21 protein-coding genes are annotated in these 21,373 nt (G+C 66.1%); 13 read left to right on the top strand and 8 right to left on the bottom strand.

What is annotated here, in order from left to right; genetic code table 11:
• The first annotated feature begins 168 nt into the window (after positions 1-168).
• Positions 169-891 (top strand): hypothetical protein, encoded by a 723-nt coding sequence (locus tag Rhe02_RS36390; RefSeq protein ID WP_203913008.1) that lies wholly within the window; start codon positions 169-171, stop codon positions 889-891.
• A gap of 97 nt (positions 892-988) precedes the next feature.
• Here the strand turns inward: Rhe02_RS36390 and Rhe02_RS36385 are convergent, their stop codons facing one another.
• Complete coding sequence (locus tag Rhe02_RS36385; protein WP_203913007.1) at positions 989-1,585, bottom strand: DUF6348 family protein; 597 nt, start codon at positions 1,583-1,585, stop codon at positions 989-991.
• A gap of 260 nt (positions 1,586-1,845) precedes the next feature.
• On the opposite strand from Rhe02_RS36385, the gene Rhe02_RS36380 reads away from it, so the two are divergent.
• Positions 1,846-2,313, top strand: coding sequence for a GNAT family N-acetyltransferase (locus tag Rhe02_RS36380; RefSeq protein WP_203913006.1), 468 nt, complete (start codon positions 1,846-1,848; stop codon positions 2,311-2,313).
• A 78-nt stretch (positions 2,314-2,391) separates the two neighbouring features.
• On the top strand, positions 2,392-3,051 hold the full coding sequence (locus tag Rhe02_RS36375) for a hypothetical protein (RefSeq protein WP_203913005.1): 660 nt from the start codon (positions 2,392-2,394) through the stop codon (positions 3,049-3,051).
• Positions 3,052-3,171: 120 nt separating this feature from the next.
• Here the strand turns inward: Rhe02_RS36375 and Rhe02_RS36370 are convergent, their stop codons facing one another.
• The gene (locus Rhe02_RS36370) at positions 3,172-3,765 is read right to left on the bottom strand and encodes a TetR/AcrR family transcriptional regulator (protein ID WP_203913004.1); all 594 of its coding nucleotides are present in this window, start codon (positions 3,763-3,765) and stop codon (positions 3,172-3,174) included.
• An 87-nt stretch (positions 3,766-3,852) separates the two neighbouring features.
• Here Rhe02_RS36370 and Rhe02_RS36365 point away from each other — a divergent pair, with 87 nt between their 5' ends.
• Positions 3,853-4,857 (top strand): quinone oxidoreductase family protein, encoded by a 1,005-nt coding sequence (locus Rhe02_RS36365; protein WP_203913003.1) that lies wholly within the window; start codon positions 3,853-3,855, stop codon positions 4,855-4,857.
• An 18-nt stretch (positions 4,858-4,875) separates the two neighbouring features.
• Here Rhe02_RS36365 and Rhe02_RS36360 read toward each other — a convergent pair whose 3' ends face one another.
• Complete coding sequence (locus Rhe02_RS36360; RefSeq protein ID WP_203913002.1) at positions 4,876-6,681, bottom strand: hypothetical protein; 1,806 nt, start codon at positions 6,679-6,681, stop codon at positions 4,876-4,878.
• Positions 6,682-6,828: 147 nt separating this feature from the next.
• On the opposite strand from Rhe02_RS36360, the gene Rhe02_RS36355 reads away from it, so the two are divergent.
• A complete protein-coding gene (locus Rhe02_RS36355; protein ID WP_203913001.1) occupies positions 6,829-8,868 on the top strand; it encodes a PLL family lectin in 2,040 nt (679 codons plus the stop codon).
• On the opposite strand, the gene Rhe02_RS50190 is transcribed toward Rhe02_RS36355, so the two are convergent.
• Positions 8,865-9,011: a hypothetical protein gene (locus Rhe02_RS50190; RefSeq protein ID WP_239124275.1), complete on the bottom strand. Its 147-nt coding sequence runs from the start codon at positions 9,009-9,011 to the stop codon at positions 8,865-8,867. The genes Rhe02_RS36355 and Rhe02_RS50190 overlap by 4 nt on opposite strands.
• 410 nt (positions 9,012-9,421) lie before the next feature.
• Between Rhe02_RS50190 and Rhe02_RS36345 the strand changes: the two genes are divergently transcribed.
• The 5 genes from Rhe02_RS36345 (at position 9,422) to Rhe02_RS36325 (ending at position 13,935) form a co-directional block, all read left to right on the top strand.
• Complete coding sequence (locus tag Rhe02_RS36345) at positions 9,422-10,213, top strand: class I SAM-dependent methyltransferase (RefSeq protein ID WP_203913000.1); 792 nt, start codon at positions 9,422-9,424, stop codon at positions 10,211-10,213.
• 426 nt (positions 10,214-10,639) lie between these two features.
• Positions 10,640-11,044: a hypothetical protein gene (locus Rhe02_RS36340; RefSeq protein ID WP_203912999.1), complete on the top strand. Its 405-nt coding sequence runs from the start codon at positions 10,640-10,642 to the stop codon at positions 11,042-11,044.
• Between the two features lie 229 nt (positions 11,045-11,273).
• The gene (locus Rhe02_RS36335; protein WP_203912998.1) at positions 11,274-12,092 is read left to right on the top strand and encodes a DUF4303 domain-containing protein; all 819 of its coding nucleotides are present in this window, start codon (positions 11,274-11,276) and stop codon (positions 12,090-12,092) included.
• 230 nt (positions 12,093-12,322) lie between these two features.
• Complete coding sequence (locus Rhe02_RS36330) at positions 12,323-12,652, top strand: PadR family transcriptional regulator (protein WP_203912997.1); 330 nt, start codon at positions 12,323-12,325, stop codon at positions 12,650-12,652.
• Positions 12,649-13,935, top strand: a complete 1,287-nt coding sequence (locus tag Rhe02_RS36325; protein WP_203912996.1) for a GGDEF domain-containing protein — start codon at positions 12,649-12,651, stop codon at positions 13,933-13,935. The genes Rhe02_RS36330 and Rhe02_RS36325 overlap by 4 nt, the downstream gene beginning before the upstream one ends.
• Here Rhe02_RS36325 and Rhe02_RS36320 read toward each other — a convergent pair.
• Positions 13,930-18,192 carry a trypsin-like peptidase domain-containing protein gene (locus tag Rhe02_RS36320; protein ID WP_203912995.1) on the bottom strand — a complete coding sequence of 1,421 codons (4,263 nt, stop codon included), beginning with the start codon at positions 18,190-18,192 and terminating at the stop codon, positions 13,930-13,932. The two genes, Rhe02_RS36325 and Rhe02_RS36320, sit on opposite strands and share 6 nt — an antisense overlap.
• A gap of 69 nt (positions 18,193-18,261) precedes the next feature.
• Positions 18,262-18,582 carry a trypco2 family protein gene (locus Rhe02_RS36315; protein ID WP_203912994.1) on the bottom strand — a complete coding sequence of 107 codons (321 nt, stop codon included), beginning with the start codon at positions 18,580-18,582 and terminating at the stop codon, positions 18,262-18,264.
• 213 nt (positions 18,583-18,795) lie between these two features.
• Here Rhe02_RS36315 and Rhe02_RS36310 point away from each other — a divergent pair, with 213 nt between their 5' ends.
• Together Rhe02_RS36310 and Rhe02_RS36305 are read left to right on the top strand one after the other, a co-directional pair.
• Positions 18,796-19,017, top strand: a complete 222-nt coding sequence (locus Rhe02_RS36310; protein WP_203912993.1) for a hypothetical protein — start codon at positions 18,796-18,798, stop codon at positions 19,015-19,017.
• A gap of 28 nt (positions 19,018-19,045) precedes the next feature.
• The gene (locus Rhe02_RS36305) at positions 19,046-19,960 is read left to right on the top strand and encodes a sulfotransferase domain-containing protein (RefSeq protein WP_203912992.1); all 915 of its coding nucleotides are present in this window, start codon (positions 19,046-19,048) and stop codon (positions 19,958-19,960) included.
• Between the two features lie 36 nt (positions 19,961-19,996).
• On the opposite strand, the gene Rhe02_RS36300 is transcribed toward Rhe02_RS36305, so the two are convergent.
• Positions 19,997-20,293: a T7SS effector LXG polymorphic toxin gene (locus tag Rhe02_RS36300; protein WP_203912991.1), complete on the bottom strand. Its 297-nt coding sequence runs from the start codon at positions 20,291-20,293 to the stop codon at positions 19,997-19,999.
• A 15-nt stretch (positions 20,294-20,308) separates the two neighbouring features.
• The gene (locus tag Rhe02_RS36295) at positions 20,309-20,653 is read right to left on the bottom strand and encodes a hypothetical protein (protein ID WP_203912990.1); all 345 of its coding nucleotides are present in this window, start codon (positions 20,651-20,653) and stop codon (positions 20,309-20,311) included.
• A 211-nt stretch (positions 20,654-20,864) separates the two neighbouring features.
• Here Rhe02_RS36295 and Rhe02_RS36290 point away from each other — a divergent pair, with 211 nt between their 5' ends.
• The gene (locus Rhe02_RS36290; RefSeq protein ID WP_203912989.1) at positions 20,865-21,344 is read left to right on the top strand and encodes a hypothetical protein; all 480 of its coding nucleotides are present in this window, start codon (positions 20,865-20,867) and stop codon (positions 21,342-21,344) included.
• Positions 21,345-21,373 lie beyond the last annotated feature (29 nt).

The following is a 21,373-nucleotide window of genomic DNA, read 5'->3' as shown; positions in this document are numbered from 1 at the left end:
GCCCGGCGGTCCCGCGCACAGCGGCTCCGCGGCGTACGCGCCGCCGACACACGGAGTCGACCACACCAGACCCGTTGTGGTACAGCATATTCTCGGCAGAACACGCTCATCGCGGCAAATCCGGATGCCTGCGCCGAACGCGAATCGGCTTGTTGAGAACATGGCAGTGTGGGATTCGGTTACAAGACATCGTGGTTGGCGGTACCGGGCCGGTCAGCTGAAGACGTCGCTGACGCGCTGAAGTTGCACGACCGGGAGGTTCTGGACTGGGCGGCCGGCACTGAACGGGCCTACGAGAGCGGCGTATATGTGGCCGCCTCCGTGCAAGGCTGGACACTGGCCCACGGCCGGCTGCATCTGCCAGCAGGTTTCGACGCGGCCGACCCGCGCTTTTGCGACTGGCTCAGGCAGCTGAGCCGCAGTCTGGGCGACGTCCGGTACTTCGCCAACGAACGGGTCCCCGACTATCACGTCTGGGCATGGGCCCGCGATGGCGAGGTCGTGCGCGCCTACTGCTTCATCGGCGAGCGAGGTGAGATACCACTTTTCGTCGGCGACCCGACCGACGACGAGATCGAACTCGCCAAAGGCACCCAGCGCGGTCCAGAGACCGGGTCCGACGAGCACTGGGCAGCCTGGTTCGCTACCACGCCGTCGGAGTCCGACGTCATGGCAATGGCCGGGCGCTGGAGCGTCGATCCCACCACGATTGACGATGCGGCCGTGACAGCCGCTGGCATCCACGGCCTGCCGCCATCGGTCCGACACACCTCGCGCGTTGGGCAGGCTGTCCAGTTGTCCACTGATGACGCGGCCGCAGATGAGGCGGCCAAGATGCACGAGGACGCCGCATTCTGGCGCCGCTTCCGTGCCGGCGATCCACCCTCCTAGGCCTTGATCAGCACCCTTTCACGCATCTGCAGCGGGCCCCGGGACTAGATCTGCGGGTTGAACGTGGGTGGTCTGACGCCGGCGGAGCCTCTGGCTTTCATTCCGGCCCGACCAGGAGAACAAAGGTGCGTGCGAGTCCAAACTGGCTGGTGCGCGGCCAATCCAGTGCGGCCAGCGCCGCCGACGATGGTTCGTGTCTGCGACCGTTGATTCGGACCTCACACTCGGTGAAGTCACCACCCTGGCCGACCAGCATGCGGACACCATTGAGATGCGGCCGATCGAGTCCGGTCGTGATGACGGGCGCCAAAATCGACCAGGGCATTGCTTCGGCGAACCACTCCTGTTTGTCCTGCGATCCGTCGACAGACCAACCGGTGATGCTGCCGACGATCGCATGCCAGCCGCTGACACCGCCCTGATCGCCGGACCTGAAGTGGCTCGCCAGTCGCCCTTGCTGCTCAATCATCTCCAGCACTGTCACCGCACAAGTCTCGATCCACGCACCGATCGCCTGACGGGCAGCCTCGACTGGATCGGCCGCGACGCCAACCGTGCAGTCGACAATCGTTGGCACGTCCGTCCGCGCCGCATTGAGCAGGATCTCCAAATCTAGATGCCGGTAGTCGTCGCTGTCGGCTGGAAGGACGCGAACGCCCAACGACCCCGATCGCAACATCGGCCCGTCGGTCATCTGCCACGTGCCGCCCACCTCGGCAAGCATCGGCGCGGCGATCTCAAGTACATCCTTTGCGGGAAGGCCCTCTGGCACCGGTTGCGGGTCGACCATGTGATCAGCCTACAGACGCTCGTGCGCCGCCGCTTGCTGGCGCAAGGCGCGCCAATCGGATGAGCAGAGCGCCACCGAAATCCAGTCAGGACATACGCTCAGCGGCAGATGGGCGCGCCCGGATTGGGTTCGCGTGACGGTGGGGGCCGTGCCAGCATGGCGGCGTGACGACGAAAGCTGGCCGCCTACGTAGCGCGGCCGCACACGAGTGCGTGGAGTTGCTCCGCCTGTGGGCGTTGCTGTTTGACCAGGACAAGGCCGCACCCGAGGAGCGGTGGATAAATCACGCAGCCGAGTGGTTCACCCGCATGGTTGATGATGACAGCAGTGCTCGCTTCCCGGTGATCGAGGTAGACGGTGCGATCGTCGCCACGGCGATCGGCACCCTCGAACTCGGCGTGCCGAACCCGCATTGCCTCAGAGGGCGCACGGTGCGACTCATGAATGTCATTACCCTGGCTGAGCACCGCGGGCACGGCTACGGCACGAGGCTCGTCTTCGATGTGCTCAACTGGGCCAGGTCCATCCATGCCGACCGCGTTGACCTCAGTGCCACACCGCAGGGCCAGCGCCTCTACGAGCGGCTCGGCTTCACGATGACCTCGGCCCCGCGGATGAAGTTCATGCTTTGAACCGCCATGTTCTCGGCCTGAGCGGACGTTGCCTCAAATCGGTGGAGCTGTTTAACCGCACTGCGGCAAGATGAATCAGTGCAGTGGGACAACGAAACACGGCTTGCCGTAGAGACCGCGCTGAACGAGTCGGAGGTTCTCGGCGTCCGGCTCGGGCCCTGCGGCGGCTGGTGCGACCTTCTTCTGCATGTCCTGGCGCTGCCAGAGGCCGGCCCGATCGATCCTGATACACGTAGGATCCTGCGGCTCACGTCGCCCACACAGGTAAAGATCCTGCTACGGGCAGACCGGATGGCAGCGTCGGGTTACGGCCCTGTCATCCCGCTCGGCAATCTGGACGCGGTCGAAGAGTTCTTCGCCTCGCTGAGTTGGACTGGGTCCATGTATGGCTGGAAGTTCCTCGACGACTCGTCATTAACACACGACTGGCCCGCCGAGACGAGCCTCACCATTGACATCCGCCCGCCCGCCGCCGCACCGCACACGCTGTACTGGTTCAACGAATGTGGGCGGGACGAGGCTGAAACGAAGGTCGGCTACTGCATCGAAGGGACCGTCGCGTTCGAGAGTCTCGCAGTCCTACGGGCCGATGCGACACCACAACCGTTGAGCGAGTTCGTCTTCCAAGGGCAAAACTACTGGCGGGCACTACAACGAGGCGATGAACGGCTCGGCGTGCAGGCCCAGCGAGCTGCTCAAAGCGGCGCGCCCTCGTGGCGGCACAACGTGCGCAACTGAGCGTCCGGCATCCGCTCAATCCAGCTGAGAAGCGGCGGCGTTTGGCGACCATCGGCATGAGTGGATGCTTAAGGTCCGATCAGGACATCCGCTCAGCGGCGCGAGCGGATGGCGAGGGGGCTACTGAGGCATCAGGCCGGTCACCAGGTCGCGCAAGGTCCGGTCGAGGCGGTTTGCGTAGCCACGTTCCAGTGCGTTCAGGATCGGTTCGCTGTGCAGGGTGGCGAGCAGGACGTGCGCGAGCATGTCGGCGTCGAGGTCGGGCCGTTGCTGGTGGACCAGTTGGCTGATGTGGCCGTGCCAGGACCGGTAGACCGGATGCGTCTCACGCGGTTCCTGCTCCGGCGCGGCGGTGACGGGCGCGGCGGGGCCGAGGGCGGCGAGCAGACCCTTGTTGCGGGCGACCAGTTCCACCATGGCGGTGAGGAAGGCCAGGAGTCGTGTACGCGGCGGTGCGCCCTGGCCCAGCGGCGGCGGGCCGGTGGTGATCGCGATCTCCAGGTCCTGCGCGCGTTCCTGTATGAGTGCGCGCATCAGCCCGTACCGGCTGCCGAATCGATGGAACACGGTGCCCTTGCCGACGCCGGCTGCCGCGGCCACCTGTTCCATCGAGATCTGCTGCGGGTGATGGCGGGTCAGCAAATCCTCGGTGGCGCGCAGGATGGCCGCGCGGTTACGGACCGCGTCAGCGCGGAGTCGTTCGGGCTCGGTCACGTCACACCTCCTCGACAACTGGACCGCCGGTCCAGTAATGTCCTGGACCGAAGTTGACTGTCGGTCCATTTTAGGCGAGGGGTGGCCATGCGACGCGTCCGGTACTACGAATACGGCGGGCCGGAGGTGCTGACCGTCGAAGATGTCGACCAGCCGGTCCCGCACACGGGACAGGTCCTGCTGCAAGCCGAGGCGATCGGCGTCAACTTCGTCGACACCCGGTTCCGCCGTGGACCCGGCAGCGGCAGCATCTTCCAGCGGCCTCTGCCTGGCCGCCCGACCGGTGACGTCGTCGGCACGGTCACCGGGGTGGGTCCCGGCGTCGACCCGCTGCTCGTGGGCCGACGGGTCGCCGCGCTCGCCGAGGACGCGTACGCGCACTACGTCGTCGCCGAAGCGCGGTGGCTCGCCGCCGTCCCCGACCACCTCGATGCCGGTGACGCCAGCATGCTTGCCATGAGCGCCCCCGTCGCCCTGCGGATCCTTCGCGCAGCGCAACTCAACTCCGGCGACACCGTCCTGATCCACGCCGCCGCCGGTGGCATCGGGCACCTTGCTGTGCAACTCGCCAAGTTCCTCGGCGCCGGCACCGTCATCGGCACTGCCCGATCATCACGCAAGCTCGACTTCGTCCGGACCATCGGTGCCGACGTCGCCATCGACTACGGACAATCTGACTGGCCAGACCAGGTCCGCGCAGCCGCCCCGGGTGGTGTCGACGTCGTCCTCGACGCGGTCGGTGGACCAATCCTGCAATCCAGCCTCGACCTGCTTGCGCCCTTCGGCCACGCCGTGGTCTACGGCGCCGCAACCGGAGAGCTGGAACAAATCCCCGTCGTCAAGCTCTTCGCGCTGCGATCCGTCACCGGCTTCAACCTCACCGCCTGGCGCCATGCGAACCCGGACCAGGCACGCCACGAGATGGACGAAGTCGCAGACCTGTTCGCGGCAGGCAAGCTTCGCACCACGGTGCACGCCAGCCTCCCCCTCACCCAGGCCGCGACCGCTCACGAACTCATCGAAACCCGCTCTCACACCGGCCGTATCCTGCTACTCCCCTCGGCGCCCACACCCGAGAACACACCCTCATAAGCATCCGGGCTGGAAGGGTCATCTCGCACCGCCGTGATGCGTTGAGTTTTCGGCCGTGTTCGGAGGCTGGTAGGAGCAGCGAACTCCGGTGCGCACGCTGGAGCGCAGCTCGTCGCCGATGACCGGGTCGGCCCGCTCGATGTGGGCCAGCGCGCGGCGGATGGCTTTGCCGACGGCGACTCGGGCCCGCTCGGGGTTGTCCTGGAAACGGCGGTCACGCCCGGCGAGCCCGGTCGCCGCGGCCAGCTCGTCGAGCAGCCATTGCCTTTCGCTGCGCGCGATCTCGGCTGCGGCGGTGTCACCGCGATCCTCGGCTTCCTCGACCCGGGCGTCGAGAGCGCGCAGACGGTCGCGGTAAGCGCGCTTAGCCGTGTTGTCCAGCAATTCTTGCGTGCTCTGCGCGGAGGCCGGGGCGCCCGCCAGCTCGACGGCGGGAACCTCCAGGCCAGGGTGGGCCAGAAGCCTTGCCAGATAAGCCATTCCCAAGCTGTCCCCGACGACGGCTTGGCGGCGGCCCAGCTTGAGCTCCCAGCGGTCACCGTGGCGCCGGCCTTGGACGAGGTCACGCGCGCGCTGCGGCGGCAGGGCCTGCGCCTGGGCCAGGCGCGACCTGGACAGCGCGGCCGCCGGGAGGTGGCCGATCGCGAGATTGCGCTGCACCGCACGCCGGAAGTGCTCGGCCGCGCGTGGGGCTTCGTCGGTGGTGAGGCAGGCAACGCCGAGCGCGTGCTCCACCGAACCGAAGCAGGCCACCCCAAGCCCGGCCATCATCGGCAGATCTCGGTGCGGCGCAAGCAGGTTGTAGGCCTCCGCCGCGACGGCCGCGTCGCCCAGCAGGGCCGAGGCTTCCACAATGCCGTACATGGTGATGAGCCAGCTGCTGGACTGGGGAAGGTCCGCCAGCGAGTTGCCGCGCAGGCGGGCCAGGAGGGCGGCTGCCTCAAGCCGGTCGCCGCGCACCGCCAGCGCCGCGCAAAGGGCCGCCAGATAGGAGTTGTCCACTGTGCTCAGTGCGGGCGAGTCAATCGCGAGGCGCAGCATGGGCACCAGCTCGGTGAGGCGTCCCTGGTACCAGCGGATGGCGATCAGGTGCGCTCCGTGCCAGCCCACGGCGTCGGCGTCCCCGGCCGTCTGGCCCTTTGCGGCACAGATGTCGGCCATCCTTTCCGCCGCATCGAAGTTCCCGCAGCGGATGGCCAGCATCACCTTCATGGCATCGGTGACGAAGCGCGCGGCAGCGTAGCCTTTCAGCGCGGTCTTGTGGCGCAGCTCGGCCAGTCTCCGCTCGGCGTGTGGGTCGGCAGCGAGGAACAGGTCGGCGGTGTGCCACATCAGACCCATCAAGATGTCGCCCCGCCGGCCGGTGCGGAACCCGATGGCCATCAACTCCCGGCTCAGCTCGAGACGTTGCGCCGCATGGGCCGGGCCAAGCAGGCAATGGTGGGCCAGGCTGAGCCCTTCCGCGATCGCGACCAGGTCCCCGCAGGCACGGGCGGCGTCGAGGGCGGCCAGCACCCCGGCTGCTTCGCCGTTGCGGTAGTCGGTCTCCGCGGCGATGCGGCAGCGCAGGCGGATCCCCAGCGGGGTCAGCGGATCAGTCAGCTCTGCGGCGGTGCGCAGCCGTGCCTCCAAGAGGGTGGCCGTCGTCGTGTCGCGGTGCTCGTGCACCCAAAGACCGGCGTAGCCCAAGGCCGCCACTGCGAGCGCCTCCCGGTCGCCGGCCCGTTCCGCCTGGGTGTGCGCGGTGCAGAACAGGTCCCGGCTGATGGCCAGCTCGCCGTCTGTCCACAGTGCGCAAAGGCCCCGGTCAAGCATTGTGGACATGGCGGGCCCGTCAAAGCTGTTGTGTGGCACGCGAACTGGACGCTTTGGAAAGCCGGGGCGTTGTCGCCGTGTTCTGTCGGCTTCCCGGCAGCTCGCCCCGCCACAGAGGATTCAGAGCGATGGAACGGGATGGAACGCCTTAAGGGCATGTCTATTTCACGAACCCTGCGCCTATGCCGGTCGGTGGCGGCGGTGCTGCTTGCCGCCACCGCCGCGGTCGCGGTGGCGGGTGCCCCCGCCCAAGCGGCCTGGGTGCCCAACTTCAGCGGCCGAGCGCCGGCAGCGGCCCTCAACAGCAACGGCACCCTCGAGCTTTTCGCCACAGACGGAAACGACCAGGTCTGGCACCGCTGGCAGACCAGCCCGGGCGCGCAGACCTGGACCCCTTGGACCGGTTTCGGCGATGGCGTTCAGATGCGCTCGCTTGCCGCGGAGGCCAACGGCAGCGGAATCTCGCTTTTCGGCTTCAACTCCTTAGGCCAGATCTTCCACCGGTGGCAGCAGCCGGGCGGCTGGACGGCGTGGCAGCCGGTGCCGGACCTGAGCGCCAGATCGCTGGCGGTGGCGCGAAGCGGCGACGGGCGCCTTCACCTGTTCGCCGTCGGGCGGAGTATCGCGCAGCTCTACCATGCGGTGCAGGCTGCACCCGGTACCAACCAATGGTCAGCCTGGTCTCTGTTTGATAGCACAGCGCAGGCTGTGGTGGCACAGACCAACGCCGACGGGGGGATCGACCTGTTCGCCCTCGACGGCGGCGGCCGGGCCATGTGGCGTACCCAGCAGATCACTGGATGGTCGGCGTGGACAGTGCTCGACGGCAGCTTCACCGCGCTGACGGCCGGCCGCAACAAGGACGGGCGGTTGGAGGTCTTCGGCGCTAGCAGCACGGGGCGGGTCATGCATCGCTCGCAGATCGCGGTGGGCAGCGGCATCTGGGCGCCATGGGTGCCGTTCACCGGCCTGCTGCGCTCGCTGGCGGCCGAGACCAACCTTGACGGCCGGATGGAGCTGTTCGGCGCCACGAATCTGGGCCAGTTCTCGCATCGCTGGCAGCACACGGGTGGCTGGAGCGAGCTGACGCTGCTTCCGGGTGCGCTGAGCCCGCCTTTCCGAGGCGGAGGCACCCACTCGGTGCTCGATGGCGGCGGCGTCACCGGGGCCTACCCCGCGATCGCCACGGGCGTCGACGGCCTGGCCGTCATCGCCTACCGCAACGAGACCACGGGCTCGCTCAAAGTGGCGCACTGCAACAACCCCGAATGCACCTCGGCCACGACAACGGTAGTCGACTCGACCGGCAACGCCGGCTTCTTCAACTCCATAGCAATCGGCGGCGACGGACTGCCGGTGATCGCCTACGTGGCGAAGGACCCGCGCGACCTGCGCCTGGCGCATTGCCTCAACACGGCCTGCACCCAGTCGACGACAGTCACACTGGACCCTGAGTCCAATGTGGACTCGATTCCCGGGCTGGCCATCGGCAACGACGGGATGCCGGTGCTCGCCTACAGCCACCGCGTTTCCGCGCACAACGACCCGGTCTATGTCATCGGCTGCCGCGACCACGGCTGCGCCTCGGTGACCTGGCACCAGGTCTACTCCGGGCAGTTCACCGCCTCGGGGCTATCAATCGAGATCGCCTCGGACGGAAACCCGACCTTCATCGTGGACGAGGGACCCTTGCGCATCGGCCACTGCGGCACCCCGGACTGCGCCACGGTCACCGGGGTGACGGACTACTTCGGCAACAGCTCCAGGATCTCGACCACCGTGGGCGTGGACGGCAAGATATTGACCGCCATGAACAGTCCATCGCTGCCCGATGGCCGGACAGCCGAGATGTTCGTGTCGCGTTGCGCGGACCCGGCCTGCACCTCCTTCGACAGCGGGAGCATGGTGGATTTCGGTGGCCTGCTGGGGGTATGGCCGTCGCTTCGGATAGGCGAGGACGGTTTTGGGGTCGTCAGCTACTTCGAGCACGATGCCGGCGTGCTGCGCCTGGCCCACTGCAACGACATCGGCTGCTCAGCCGCAACCAACACCGGGCTGCTCCCGATCGGGCCCGGCGCGGGCTACACCGCGCTCACCATCGGCCATGACGGCATGCCGCTGATCGCCTACCAGCAGCCGGGCGTCGCCGACCTGAAGATCTTGCACTGCGACAATCCTTTGTGCACAGGTTTCTAGCCCCGAGCCAGGTCGCGGAGATGTGCCTTGACCTCGTCATAGGACATCTCCGCGACCGGCCCCATCGACGGGCCGGCGAGGCGCTTGGAGTTGATCCGCCTGTCCAATGTGGACAAGTTGGATGGCGCCGGAGCCGAAGACATGTACGCCGAGCAGCCTCTTGTCCTCGGGCGACACCAAGATCTTGAGCATGCCGTGCGAGTCGCCGATGACTTGGCCGCGTGCCAGTTCGCGTCTGCCCCAGATAGCGGCTGCAAAGCGTTGAGCACACGTACCTGTTCACCGCATGCGTGCATCGCGGCGAGCCTGCCCTGCTCCATCGAGGTGGCGGCCAGGGCTGGAAAGCCGCCCAAGCTTCGCGGCGGCCACGGCCGCTTTCTGCCCGCCCGGGCCTGACCCGATAACCAGAACATCCACATGCACCATGCGACGGCATGGCTCCCACGGCCAGGTTAACAATGCCATCGCCCTAAGGTTTCGTGATCCCGATAGGGGCAAAGCGGGAAGCAGCCCGCGACCAGCAGCGCCCCGCTCGAAACGCTAGGTTAGCCGGATGGATTCGCACCAGATCGCGCGCCTCATGCTCGGGCACTCCCACAGCCCGGCGATTCAGGAGACGCAGACTCGGTTCCGGCGTGAGCTGGTCAACCGGTGGGGCATCGAGCCTGGTACCCGGGTATTGGAGATCGGCTGCGGGCAGGGCGAGACCACCTCCGTGCTCGCCGCTGCGGTCGGACCGACCGGTCACGTCACCGCGGTCGATCCCGCTCCGCCCGGCTACGGCACACCGGTCACCCTCGGGCAATCCGCCGACCACCTGCGCCAGGGGCCGCTTGGGTCGCGCATCGCCTTCCGGTTCGGATGGGACGGCTCCACGGTCGATGACGGGCCTTACGACTATGTGGTGCTCGCGCACTGCTCCTGGTATTTCGACTCGGTCGAACGGCTGCTAGATCAGCTCCTCGCCGCGCGCGCCTGGGCTGCGACGCTGTGCTTCTCGGAGTGGGACCTGACCCCGCACGACATGGCCCAGGTCCCGCATCATCTGGCGGTGCTGGCCCTGGCCCAGCTCGGCGACGAGACTGGCAACATCCGCACGCCGTTGTCTCGGCAACGCGCCACGGCGCTCATCGCCGAAGCCGGCTGGAACATCGTCGCAGACGAGACTGCGGACTCACGCGACCTGCAGGACGGCCGGTGGGAGGTCGGCGCCTGCCGCGAGGCCGCCGCGAGGCCAGGCCTGTCAAGCCTTGTGGCCAGCCAGTTCGACGTGCTGCTGGCGATGTCGGAGCTCGCCGAGGTGACATCGCTCGGCTCGTATGCCGTCGTCGCCCACCGCAGCTGAGCGGTGTGCACCCGGGCTTGCCGCCACTGGACAACACTGACGCCCGATCGCGCGTTCCGATCAACCAACCTGGCTCACTGGTGCTGGGACCAGCGAACGGCCAACTGAGGATCGTGGCAGCGATCGCGGCGGCCTGATCGGCGATCTGGGCCGCCCACACCGCATCGGTCGCGGCGACCACCTCAGCTACCGCAGCCAGCGCCTTCGCCTGAAAGTAGCCATCGCTGGTGCTGGCGGCGATCTGGGCTGTCTGGGCGACGATCTGGGCTGCCCGCACCGGGTCGGTGCCAGCGACCCCGATCAGGGCGCCCCGGCGACGGTGGCCACCTGGACCGAGGCCGTGCCGGGCCGCGGGCGGATGATCGGCGGCGTGTTCCGCTCGGCCGCCAGCGCGCTGCCGTCGTGCCGCGAGCGCATAATCGCGTCATGATTCTGGTGCTTCTCGGCGTCTCGGTCCTCTTCGCCTTCAGCATGACAATGTCCTATGTGAAGGTTTGGCAGCGCCGCTTGCACGGTGTCACTGGCTGGGCGACGGTGGAGGCACGCAGGGACATTCACGAATACGAGCGCGTAAGTCACCGCCTCCTCGTGCGGCTCGACACCGGCACGTCCGTACCTCTTACCCTTGTGGAGCCTAGCCGCGTGCCTGCTGTGGGCGATCGCATAGAGGTCCGCTACGACAGCCGCAAACCTTCCAATGTGGAGGAAGTTAGCCGCACGTTGGGCGCTCGCCTCCTGGCCGCCGTCACTGAAGTAATCATGCTTGTCTTCACCCTGGGCTCGATTGCCACAGTGGTGTTCCTATCCTTCGCAGCGACCAAATCCACATAGCCGCCGTTACCGGCAGCGCGGACGCCGCAGGGCGTGGGCATTCGGACACTGACCTACACGACACGCTGCGTGGCGCTGTCCGCTACAAGAGCGACCGATGTGGGTGCGAGCCATTGCTGGCAAGTCCACCTTCTGTTCTTGCCGGTTCAGGTATTGACCGGTACCGTCCCGGTCGGGTGACAGCCTCGTTGGGCGGCATGGTGATCCAGGTTCGGGTAGAAAGCGGTAAATGATGGCGCCAACTGAGTCTGATCTTGCCGAGGCGATCTATCGGGCCACGGCAGCGGCTGCGGCAGACCTGTTTCGGGACTACCCCGATCATCATTTCTACTGGTACTCGCTAACGACGACCGGCGAAGCGCACGCCCCGTGCCCGTCCGCGTGGTCGACGCAGGCGCTGGCCGAGGCAGCGCGCACCGACGAGGACTGGCTGATGCTGAAATGGTCCTACGCCGACTCGCCTTTCTACTTCTACGGCGGACAACATTTCGCGGCTGTGGACCGTCTATTCCAGGCACGACCACAGATCGACGCGTGTTCCGAGGAAGCGTGGGCCTGCGAGTACGAGCTGCGATTGCGCGCGATGGAAGCGGCGATGGCGCGGCTGGACCACGAGGGTCTGTTCGGTGTCGGCCAAGAACGGTTACGCATCGTCATTACCGTGGAGGTGGCGCCGCCCGACCACACGAACACCGAACGGGCCATGCGGCTCAACCCACCCGAGGCGCTCACCGAGTGGCTGGCCGAAGCGGCGGAGCCGGCGCCCGATCCCGAAGATCTTCTGCCCTGGAACACCAGCATCTACATCGACCAGATCCCACTGGACTCCATCAAGATCCTGATTCAGCTCAGAAGGATTCTTGGCACCGCCTGGCCCTTCAGCGATCTACGTGGACTGCTCGCCTCCCAGCCGCTGCTCGCCGACGCTGCAGGTGACCCCCGCGCGCTGCGCCGCAAACTCGACCAGTTCCCCGAGCTGCGGCCCTACCTGTTCTTCGAGGCCGATGGCAGACTCGAATCGGTGTGGCCCCAAGACGCAACACATTGATGTTGCCCCATGCGAGAGGGGCATGGTTGGTTCTAGCTACGCCAACGCGACCAGGGGAGGGCTGAGTATCAAACGGCTATGCTCGCTGGCGGCAAGCTGAATCACAAAAGCGCCTTGCCGACGTCCATGAATTGCCTGTGCCGATGTGGGTCAATCGCCTTCCGCGATGCCACTCACTGAACGCTAAGCGGCCGAACGTCACGGTTGCCGCCGTGGGATAAGGTTTTTCCATGTCTGGACCGCCTGTGGTCACTGGCCCGATGCTGGAAGTGCTGGCTGTCCTCCTTGAGGCTTTCACGGCTCAGGAGCAGCCGCACGGCTGGGCGATTGTCAAGGCAACGAGGCGTTCGGGCCCCACGGTCTATGATGCTCTCGATCGGCTGGAGGACGCCGGCTGGGTTACCGCCCGTTGGGAGGATCCTCTGCCCGGCACGGTCAAGGCACGGCGCCGGTTCTACACGCTAACGCCGACTGCCCGAGCCGAGGCCATGGCCTTAGTCGGCGAAATGCGGCAGGCTCGCAGCGTCCTCGGCTCGAATCCTCTGCCGGGGACGGCATGAGCGGCTGGGAGCTGGCCGTTGCCGTCGTCACGGGGCTGCTGGTCAACGAATGGTCGGATGCGTCCCCCTGGCTTGCCCGCCGAATAGTCCAGTGGTCGGCGAGGCGCCGCTACGGCCGCGGCCAGCGCGCCGAGATCCGGTCCGAGGAGTTGAGCGCGTTTATCGACGATCGGCCCGGGAAGTTGTTGAAACTGTTTACCGCGATGGGTTTCGCGATGACTGCAATCCTCGTGAAATCAGGTACTCAAAGCACGCCCTGGGTTCAGCGGCTTCTGGATCTGCTTGCAGGCATAAGAATTCCACGCCGCCGCAGTCGCCTGGGCGAGCTGCAGTTGCTCATCAGGAGGCTCGACGTCGGCGACGGGCAGCTGCCCGATGTGTTGCTGCTGGGCACCCGCGAGCTGTTTGACTGTCGTCACACGACATTCTGGCTACCCGAAGGCGGGCGTTACCCCGAAGTGCTTCTTACTGCCACGCGCGACCTCGACGGGCTGAGCGACGGTCCCAAACCAGACGTCCTGGCCAAGCTCAGGCAGCAGGCCTATATGTCCGGTGAAGCTATAGAAATGTACAGATCTCACCCCGCCCGGTCAGAGATCGCCCCGGGCTGGGATGGAGAGGCTGCGATCATCGTGGCGTTGCGGGTGAGCTCAGTTGTCCTTGGGACGTTGGAGATCACGGGACCATCCAAGCGCCGCCGCCGGTTCAGCCGCAGGGACGTGGCCATGCTCGAGACGATCGCCTCGCATGCCTCGATCGCGGTAGAGAACGGCCGCCTGATGGACCGGCTGCGGTTTGACGCATATCACGATTTCCTCACCAGCCTGCCGAACAGGCGGCGGATCCTCAGCGATCTGGAGGAAGGGCTAAAGGTCCTGGAAGGTGATCAGACAATTCTCGTGGTCGCAGCCGACGTCGCGGATCTCCGGCAGATCAACTCCCAGCTCGGTTACCATACTGGCGATCTCGTCCTGCAAGAGATAGGCAACCGGCTAAGAACGATGGTGCCGGCGCAGGCCCTCGTCGGACGGGTCGAAGGGTCCGGCTTCGCCGCAACGATCCGTTTGTCCCAAAAGGACACAGGTCAACCCGTCATCGAAGCAATTCGGTCAGCATTCAAAGATCCGATGCTGCTGGACACGATAAGCATCCAATTGCGCGCTGGTATCGGCTACGCCAAAGCGACACGAGCCGACAAAAATGTTGAGCTACCTCTGCAACGAGCGTTAGATGCCGCATACCGCGACAAGCAGGAGATCACGAACGTTCCGTTCCGCCTATAAGTATTCAATCGGCTGCCCGTTGTTGCTGTTGAACAGGTCGTCGCAGATGGCCTGTTGGATGGCGTGAGGGAGCGCCTTGGTGCCAGATCTCCATGAAAGGCCCAGCTGAATCGCTTCTGCGACAAGCTTGCATGCCTTCAGCGGGGGAGGTGTCGCACCCCTGACGCCCAGAGCTATTCTTTCAAGCGCATGTGCCCGGTCGAGCGGGTCGGTGATGGTGCGGGCGATCTGCTCGGCTTGGTCGGCAAGGCGCACCGCCCAGCCCACGTCAATGCCTGCGATCGCTGTCGCCATACCGGTCAGCACATTTGTCCGGTCGTAGGGGCCAGTGATGGTACGGGCGATCTGCTCGGCCTCGTGGGCGAGGCTAAGGGTCTGGTCCACGTCGGCGCCCGCAATCGCCTCCGCCACACTAGTTAGCGCCCGTGCCTTGTAAATCGGGTCGGCGATGGTGCGGGCAATCTGTTTGGCCCGCTCCACATCAACGCCTGCGATCGCTTCTGTCGCATCGGTCAACGCCCATGTCTGACGGTCCGCGTCGGTGAGGGTGCGGGCGATCTGCTCGGCCAGATCGGCGAGGCGCACCGCCCGGTCCACGTCAATGCCTGCGATCGCTGTCGCTATACCGGTCAGCGCCTTTGTCCGGTCGTACGGGTCGGTGATGGTGCGGGCGGTCTGCTCGGCTTGGTCCGCGAGGCGCACCGCCCAGTCCACGTCAATGCCTGCGATCGCTGTCGCCATACCGGTCAGCGCCTTTGTCCGGTCGTACGGGCCGGTGATGGCGCGGGCGACCTGCTCGGCGTAGCTGGCGAATCGTCGGGCTCGGTCCATGTCAAGGCTTGCGATCGCCGTCGCTATGTCGGTCAGCATCAGTACCAAAGTCTGGGGGTACGGGTCGGTGATGGTGCGAGCGATCTGCTCGACCTCGTCCGCGATGCGCGTGGCCCGATCCACGTCAACGCTTGCAATCGCTTTGACCACAGCTGTCAGCGCCCGTGTCTGGTGGTGCGGGCCGGTGAGGGTGCGGGCGATCCGTTCGGCCCGATCTATGTCAATGCCCGTGATCACTTCCACCAGGCCGGTCAGCGCCATTGTTTGGGTGGCCGGGTCGGTGATGGTACGGGCGAACTGCTCGGCGCGGTCCACGTCAATGCCTGCGATCAGTGTCGCAGTCTCGGTCAGTGCCAGTGTCTGGCGGAGCGGGTTGGTGACAGTGCGGGCGATCAATTCAGCCTGGCCGATGAGGCGTATGGCCCGGTCCTTGTCAATGTCCGCCATCGCTTCCGCCATACCGGTCAGCGCCCGTGTCTGGTGGTTCGGGTCGGTGACCGTACTGGCGATCTGTTCGGCCCGGTCCATGTCGACGCCCGCTACCGCTTCGGCCACGTAGATCAGCGCCCATATCTGGTCCCTCGGGTAGGCGATGCTGCGGGCTATCTGCTCGGCCTGGTCCACGGCAAAGCTTGCGATTGCTGCCGCTATCTCGGTCAGCATCCATATCTGGGTGTCCTGGCCGGTGATGGTACGGGCGACCTGCTCGGCCTGGCCAGATAGGCGTATGGCGCGGCCGACATCAACGGCCGCGATCGCTGTTGCCACACTAGTCAGCGCCCACGCCTGGGAATACGGATCGGTGATGGTGCGGGCGATCTGTTCGGCCCGATCCGCGTCAACCTTCGCGATGGTCTCTGTCAGGCCGGTCAGCGCCCATTCTTGGGAGGAAGGGTCGGTGATGGCGCGGGCGATCTGCTCAGCCTGGCCGGCGATGCGCATGGCCCGGTCCACGTCAGCGTCTACGACTTGCTTCGCCACACGGGTCAACGCTTCTGCCAGGCGGGTCGGTTCGGTGATGGTGCGGGCGATCCGCACGGCCCGGTCTACATCAACACCCGCGATCGCTGTCGCCACGCGGGTCAGCGCTTCGGCCTGGTGGGCCGGGTCGGTGATGGTACGGGCGATCCGCACGGCCCGCTCCACGTCAACACCAGCGATCACTGTCGCCACACGAGTTAACGCTTCCGCGTGGTGAGACGAGTCGGTGATGTTGCGGGCGATCTGCTCAGCCTGGCTGGCGAGGCGTAAGGCCCGGTCCAGGTCAACGTCCGCGATCGCTTTCGCCACACCGGTCAGCGCCTGTACCTGGTCGTCCGGGTCGGTGATGGTGCGGGCGATCTGTTCGGCGCGGTCCGCGTCAACACCCGCGATCGCTTCCGCTAGAGTGGCCAGCGCCCGTGAACGGGGGCTCGGATCGGCGATGCTGCGGGCGAGGGCTTCGGCTCGGGGGAGGTTGCCCAACCGCGCCCATAGGGCAGGTAGCCGGTCCGGGATGTTGCTGTTGCGCAGCTGCAAGCTCTCCCGGTGCCGGGCAATGCGTACTATCGTGCGGATATCCGGTTCCGCGGCAGCAGCAAGCAGGCTCAACGCCATGTTGATCTCAGCGTATGCCGTGTCGTCGCCGCCGGTGTGGGCAAGCATCCGGTCATGCCGGATAGCGTCTTCGGCCAGCGCAGCCAGCCGGACTAGGTCGCCGGTGGCATCGAGCAGGCGCGGATAGCCGGTCAGCAGATACCCGGGTGTTTGGTGCGGCCATTGTCGCCGGCGGTAACTGTCGGCCCAGGTGTGGATGTGCTGGCGGTAGTGAGTCAGTTCGCCCCCGAGCAAGCCGAGTGCTTGTTCGCGCAATGTGTCGTGGGCGAACAGGTACACATGCTGGGCATCGTTGGCGGTGGGCACCAGGCGGCCGCGTAGGGTACGCCCGAACACCGAACCCAGCAGATCCAAGATGATGTATCTTGGCTGTCCGGTGAGCTCCTCGAGATCGGTGACGGTTACCCCGCCGCCGCTGGCGGCGATCAACCCGACCACCTCACGGTGCACGCCGCCGCGTGCAAGCAGCTCCATCAGCTCCAGGCGCGCGATCTGACCGATCTGCAGGGCATGCGGCGACGTCGACAACCAGCGACGCGCACAGACCCGAAGCGGATGATCGGCGGGCACATCGCCGGGCAGCCGCGGATCGGGACGTCCGGCCACGATCACCTTCAACCCCGGCACCGGCTGACGCGGCAGCAGCGACGCGATGCTGGGCACACCGGACCCGGCATGAGTGCCGCTGTCCTCATCCAGCCCATCAACCAGCAGCACCAGCTGCTGCCCCACCGCGTAGGCCTGACGGGCCCGCTCGCCCAAAAAAGCGCGATACCCCTCCCGCGTCGTCACCAGATTCGGCAACGCCTCGCCCATCAACGCCGCCAACTGCGCCGACACCGTCCGCAGAAACCCCGTGCTGTCATTCTCACCGGCGTACCGCGCCGTCACAAAATACGGCACCACCGTCACCCCCGCCGGCGGACGCAAAGCAAACGTCGCCATCAACGCCGACTTACCCGCCCACGGCGGCGCCTGCCAATACACATAAGAATCGGGACCAGCGCAGAATGCGGTCAGGTCCGCCAGCTCGGCATCGCGATCACGCAACCCCATCGCCGGGACGATCTCGCCCAGCTGATCAGTCAACGCCTGCCGCTTCCACCCCACCCACGGCGGCACACCCGCCGCAGCCAGGCCCGCTACCGACACCACACCCAGCAACGGCAACACCCGCGACGCCTCCGCCCCGCTCAGCTGCGCCAAACACACGTCCAGACGCACCGCGGCCAACCGCGACAAACCCTCCTGCCGATGATGATCCGTCACCACCGCCACCAACAAACCCGACTGAACATCGACGACCGGGGCGCCTGACATGCCCTCCCACGCCGACCGACTCGGGTCTGGATCCGGATCGGGCGGCGTCACGATCAGCTCGCAGCGGCCGGTGCGCCAATTGCCCTGCGGCGCCAGCCTCGCCGGCACCTGCGCCAGCTCCCGGAAACTCCGCCTGCCATCACCAACAGACGGCGAGCTCTCATCCACGTTGCGGACCTTAAACCGGGGGAACCCGAACACCTGTGCACCCACCACCGCGGCACAGTCATCGAATCCGCCCACCCGCACCGCCAAAGGACTCTCATCGGCCAGCCCATCCAGACAAGCCACCGCCACATCGGACGAACCCAGCCGCACCACCGAACGCGCCGTAGCAGTCCGCCGCCGATCCGATCCCGCCTCGAACACAGCCAGCACCCGAACCGCGTCCGCGACCACATGCCACGCCGTGATCAGCACATCGGCACGCAGCCACAACCCCGACCCACGCTCACGCCGACCATCCGCAAACTCAGCGACCACCTCGGCCACCCGACGCCGACCATCCACACCCACAGCCACCGCCGCGAACCCGCCTCACCTAGACACAGCGCATCGGACACCTCCCACACCCGCGCGCTAGCCGGGGTCTTCCTCACCCACCATCGAAGGCCCAGAGATCTTCGATGGGTGCCCGTCCGGTCCGACCGGCTGCAATGTCAGCTTGATCCGATGAATTGTCTGCGAGGACCGTTTGCCTTCCGCCGACACGTCTACCACCCACAACGCCGCCGACGCCCCCACGCCTCGGGACGAGTCCACGATCACCGACAGTTCAAGCTCCACCGGACCCACCACGAACTTCGGATCCTTGCCCTCGCCCTGCCACGCGGCCCGATACAGATCGCCGCGCAGCTGCACGATCAGATCCGCCAGCGATACCGCCTCAGCCTCAGACACCCAAACCTCACCTAGGTCGAAGAACACCAAGCAGATGCCCACATCCTTGCTCACGCCGGCCGATCAGCACAGTCGCCAACCAGACCACCGCCGACACCCATGCGTAGGCAGAAGAGCGCGTATGCACGGCCGCGTTCGCTCGACGCGACGAGCGTGAAGCAGCGCACCCGGCGGCAAGTTTTGTGGACTGGATCCCACCTCCAAAGCAGCATCGTGCTCGGCTTCGCCCTGTTCAGCCCAGCCCTTGCCGACGACGGCGCCGAGGCAGAGGCGGACCTGGCCGCGATGCCCCCTGCTCCCCCACCGGGCGCAACGGTCGCCCCCGAGTTGCACGACGCCGACAACCCCACGCTGGGCTGTGCGACAGCCAGACCGAGTTCGAGTTCACGCTGGATCTCCTACCCGACGGGTCGGACCGCGCATGAGACCAAATAGCATGGTCTGTCGATATACATTGGCGACCATGCAGCGATACCAGATGATGATGTCAGACAGCGCACTGTGGAACGGATTCCCGTTCCGCGACGACGACGTCGTAATAAGCCCGCCGGCCAAATGCGGCACAAGCTGGATGCAGATGCTGTGCGCTTTGCTTGTCTTCAACTCGACCCGGTTTACCCGCCGGCTGACCGAGATCTCGCCCTGGCTTGACAACATCACCTATGACTTCGCCGAGACACTCGCGGCCCTGCAGGCACAACCACACCGGCGTTTCATCAAGACCCACACTCCGCTGGACGGACTCCCGTTCGTCGAGACAGTGACCTACCTTTGCGTCGGGCGCGACCCGCGCGATGTCGGGGTCTCCTTCGACCACGCCCTCGCCAACATCAGCGACGAGACAAGGGCGGTGCTCACGGTTAAGAAGGACATCGATCGCAGCGCCATGCCGGTGCCACCGGAGGACCTGCGGGAGCGCTTTTGGCTGTGGGCCGAGGGCGAGTTCGTCAACGGCCCGACCGGGATTGGGAGCTTGGCCAACATGATCCAGCACCTGCAAACATTCTGGGACAGGCGAAACGAGCCCCAGGTCGCGCTGTTCCACTACCACGACCTGCTGACCGACCTGCCCGGCCAGCTGAAGCGCCTGGCCGAGGTGCTGGGCATCGACCTGCCCGCCGGGCGCGTCGAGGAGCTTGCCGCCGCGGCCACCTTCGACAAGGTACGTGAACGGGCCGATGAGCTCGCCCCCGGCGTCGACAGCGGGCTCTGGCGCGACAACCGCGCCTTCTTCCACACCGGCACCAGCGGGCAGTGGAAGGCCCTGCTCGGCCCGGACGACCTGGCTCGCTTCCACACGCGGCTGGCCGAGCTGGCCTCCACCGATCTCATCGAGTGGTTGTACGACGGTTGGCTGCACCGGCCGGCGGCTCAATAGGTCATGTCCATCACCTTCCGGACCAACGCCTGTAATTCAACCCTGCCTGATCTGCGGCGGTCTTGGCCGTATCCTTTGCAACTGCTCCTCGAGCCGTCGCAGCCGCTGTATTTCCTGTTCGAGCAGCTGCTCCAAGCTGCGCAGGAGCTCGCGTTTGCGGGCAATCTCCTCTTCGAACGCCCGCCGGACCGCCCTGCCTCCCTCGCCGTCCAGCCCCGGATTGTCCACAGACGACTCCAGTGCCCGCAGCCGCTGCTTGTGCTGCGCCAGCTGCTGCCGCAGATCGGCGATGATCCCCCGCGAGGCTTCGATGTCCAAGTCAAGCTGCGCCATGTCCCTACCTCCCGTTCAGCCGTTGAGCGCGGAACCGTACTTACCGCCGGAGATCTTCCGGGTCGTCTCGTCTCGATCCGCCTGGCTCTCGCTAAGAACCGCCTCGATCACGCTCGCCGACTCTCCTAGATACCGGCCGACGTCGAGCATGCGCTGATGGATCACCGTGTCCGACTCCTGCAGCTGCTCGCCCAGACGCCGCAGCGCCTGGCTCGTACCGGCCTCGTTGAGCGTGCCGGCCAGCCGGCCAAGCAACTCCACGATCTGCCCGGTGTTTTCTTGAAGGCTCTGGCACGCCACCTCGATTGCGTCGGACGTGGCCTGCATTTGCTTGGTATCGGCGCGCTCCGGTCCAGTCATCGCCATCCTCCCCACATTCAATCCAACGACAACCATAGATGTCAGAGGCGGGGAGTTATGTGAAATAGTACGCACAACGGCCACTATGACTGGTTTGATTCATTGGCCCGTGCCAGCCAACATTCCCATGGGCCAACCAACGACGATCAGGTTCCTGTGCCGACGTCACGAATGGCGTTGCGCCAGCTCGCCGAGACGCTACCATCGGCCGATGATCAGGATGGCGCGGTCAGGCGATCTCGAATTGATCGTGTCGCTGGCGGCAGCACGCAGGGCCGAATATGAGGTACACCAACCACAATTCTGGCGTGTCGCGCCGCGGGCGAAGGAGCTTCATCATGCACACCTGGCCTCGCTGATCGTCGATGACCAGTGGGGATCGTTCGTTTCTGAGCCGTTCACGGGCTATGTGTTCGCGCGGCTCGTCCCGGCCCCACCCGTGTACGACCCCGGCGGGCCATCGTGTTTCGTCGACGACTTCGCCGTGACATCGGCGCGGCTTTGGCTGACCGACGGCAAGGCGCTGCTCGACGCGGCTGCCCGGTGGGGTGCCGCCCGCGGCGCCGCCCAGCTCGTCGTGGTAAACGGACAACACGATGCGCTCCAGGCGGAGTTGCTTGCTGCGTATGGGCTTTCGATCGCCTCGACCTGGTCAGCCGGCTCGCTGCCTCAGATCCCAGCCCAACATTAGGTCCGAAACACCCCGCCTGAAGAATATCC

The organism is Rhizocola hellebori, assembly GCF_016862955.1.
Classification (GTDB): Bacteria; Actinomycetota; Actinomycetes; order Mycobacteriales; family Micromonosporaceae; genus Rhizocola; species Rhizocola hellebori.
The sequence above is the reverse complement of the archived record's forward strand: the minus strand, read 5'-3'. Positions and strand labels throughout refer to the sequence as shown.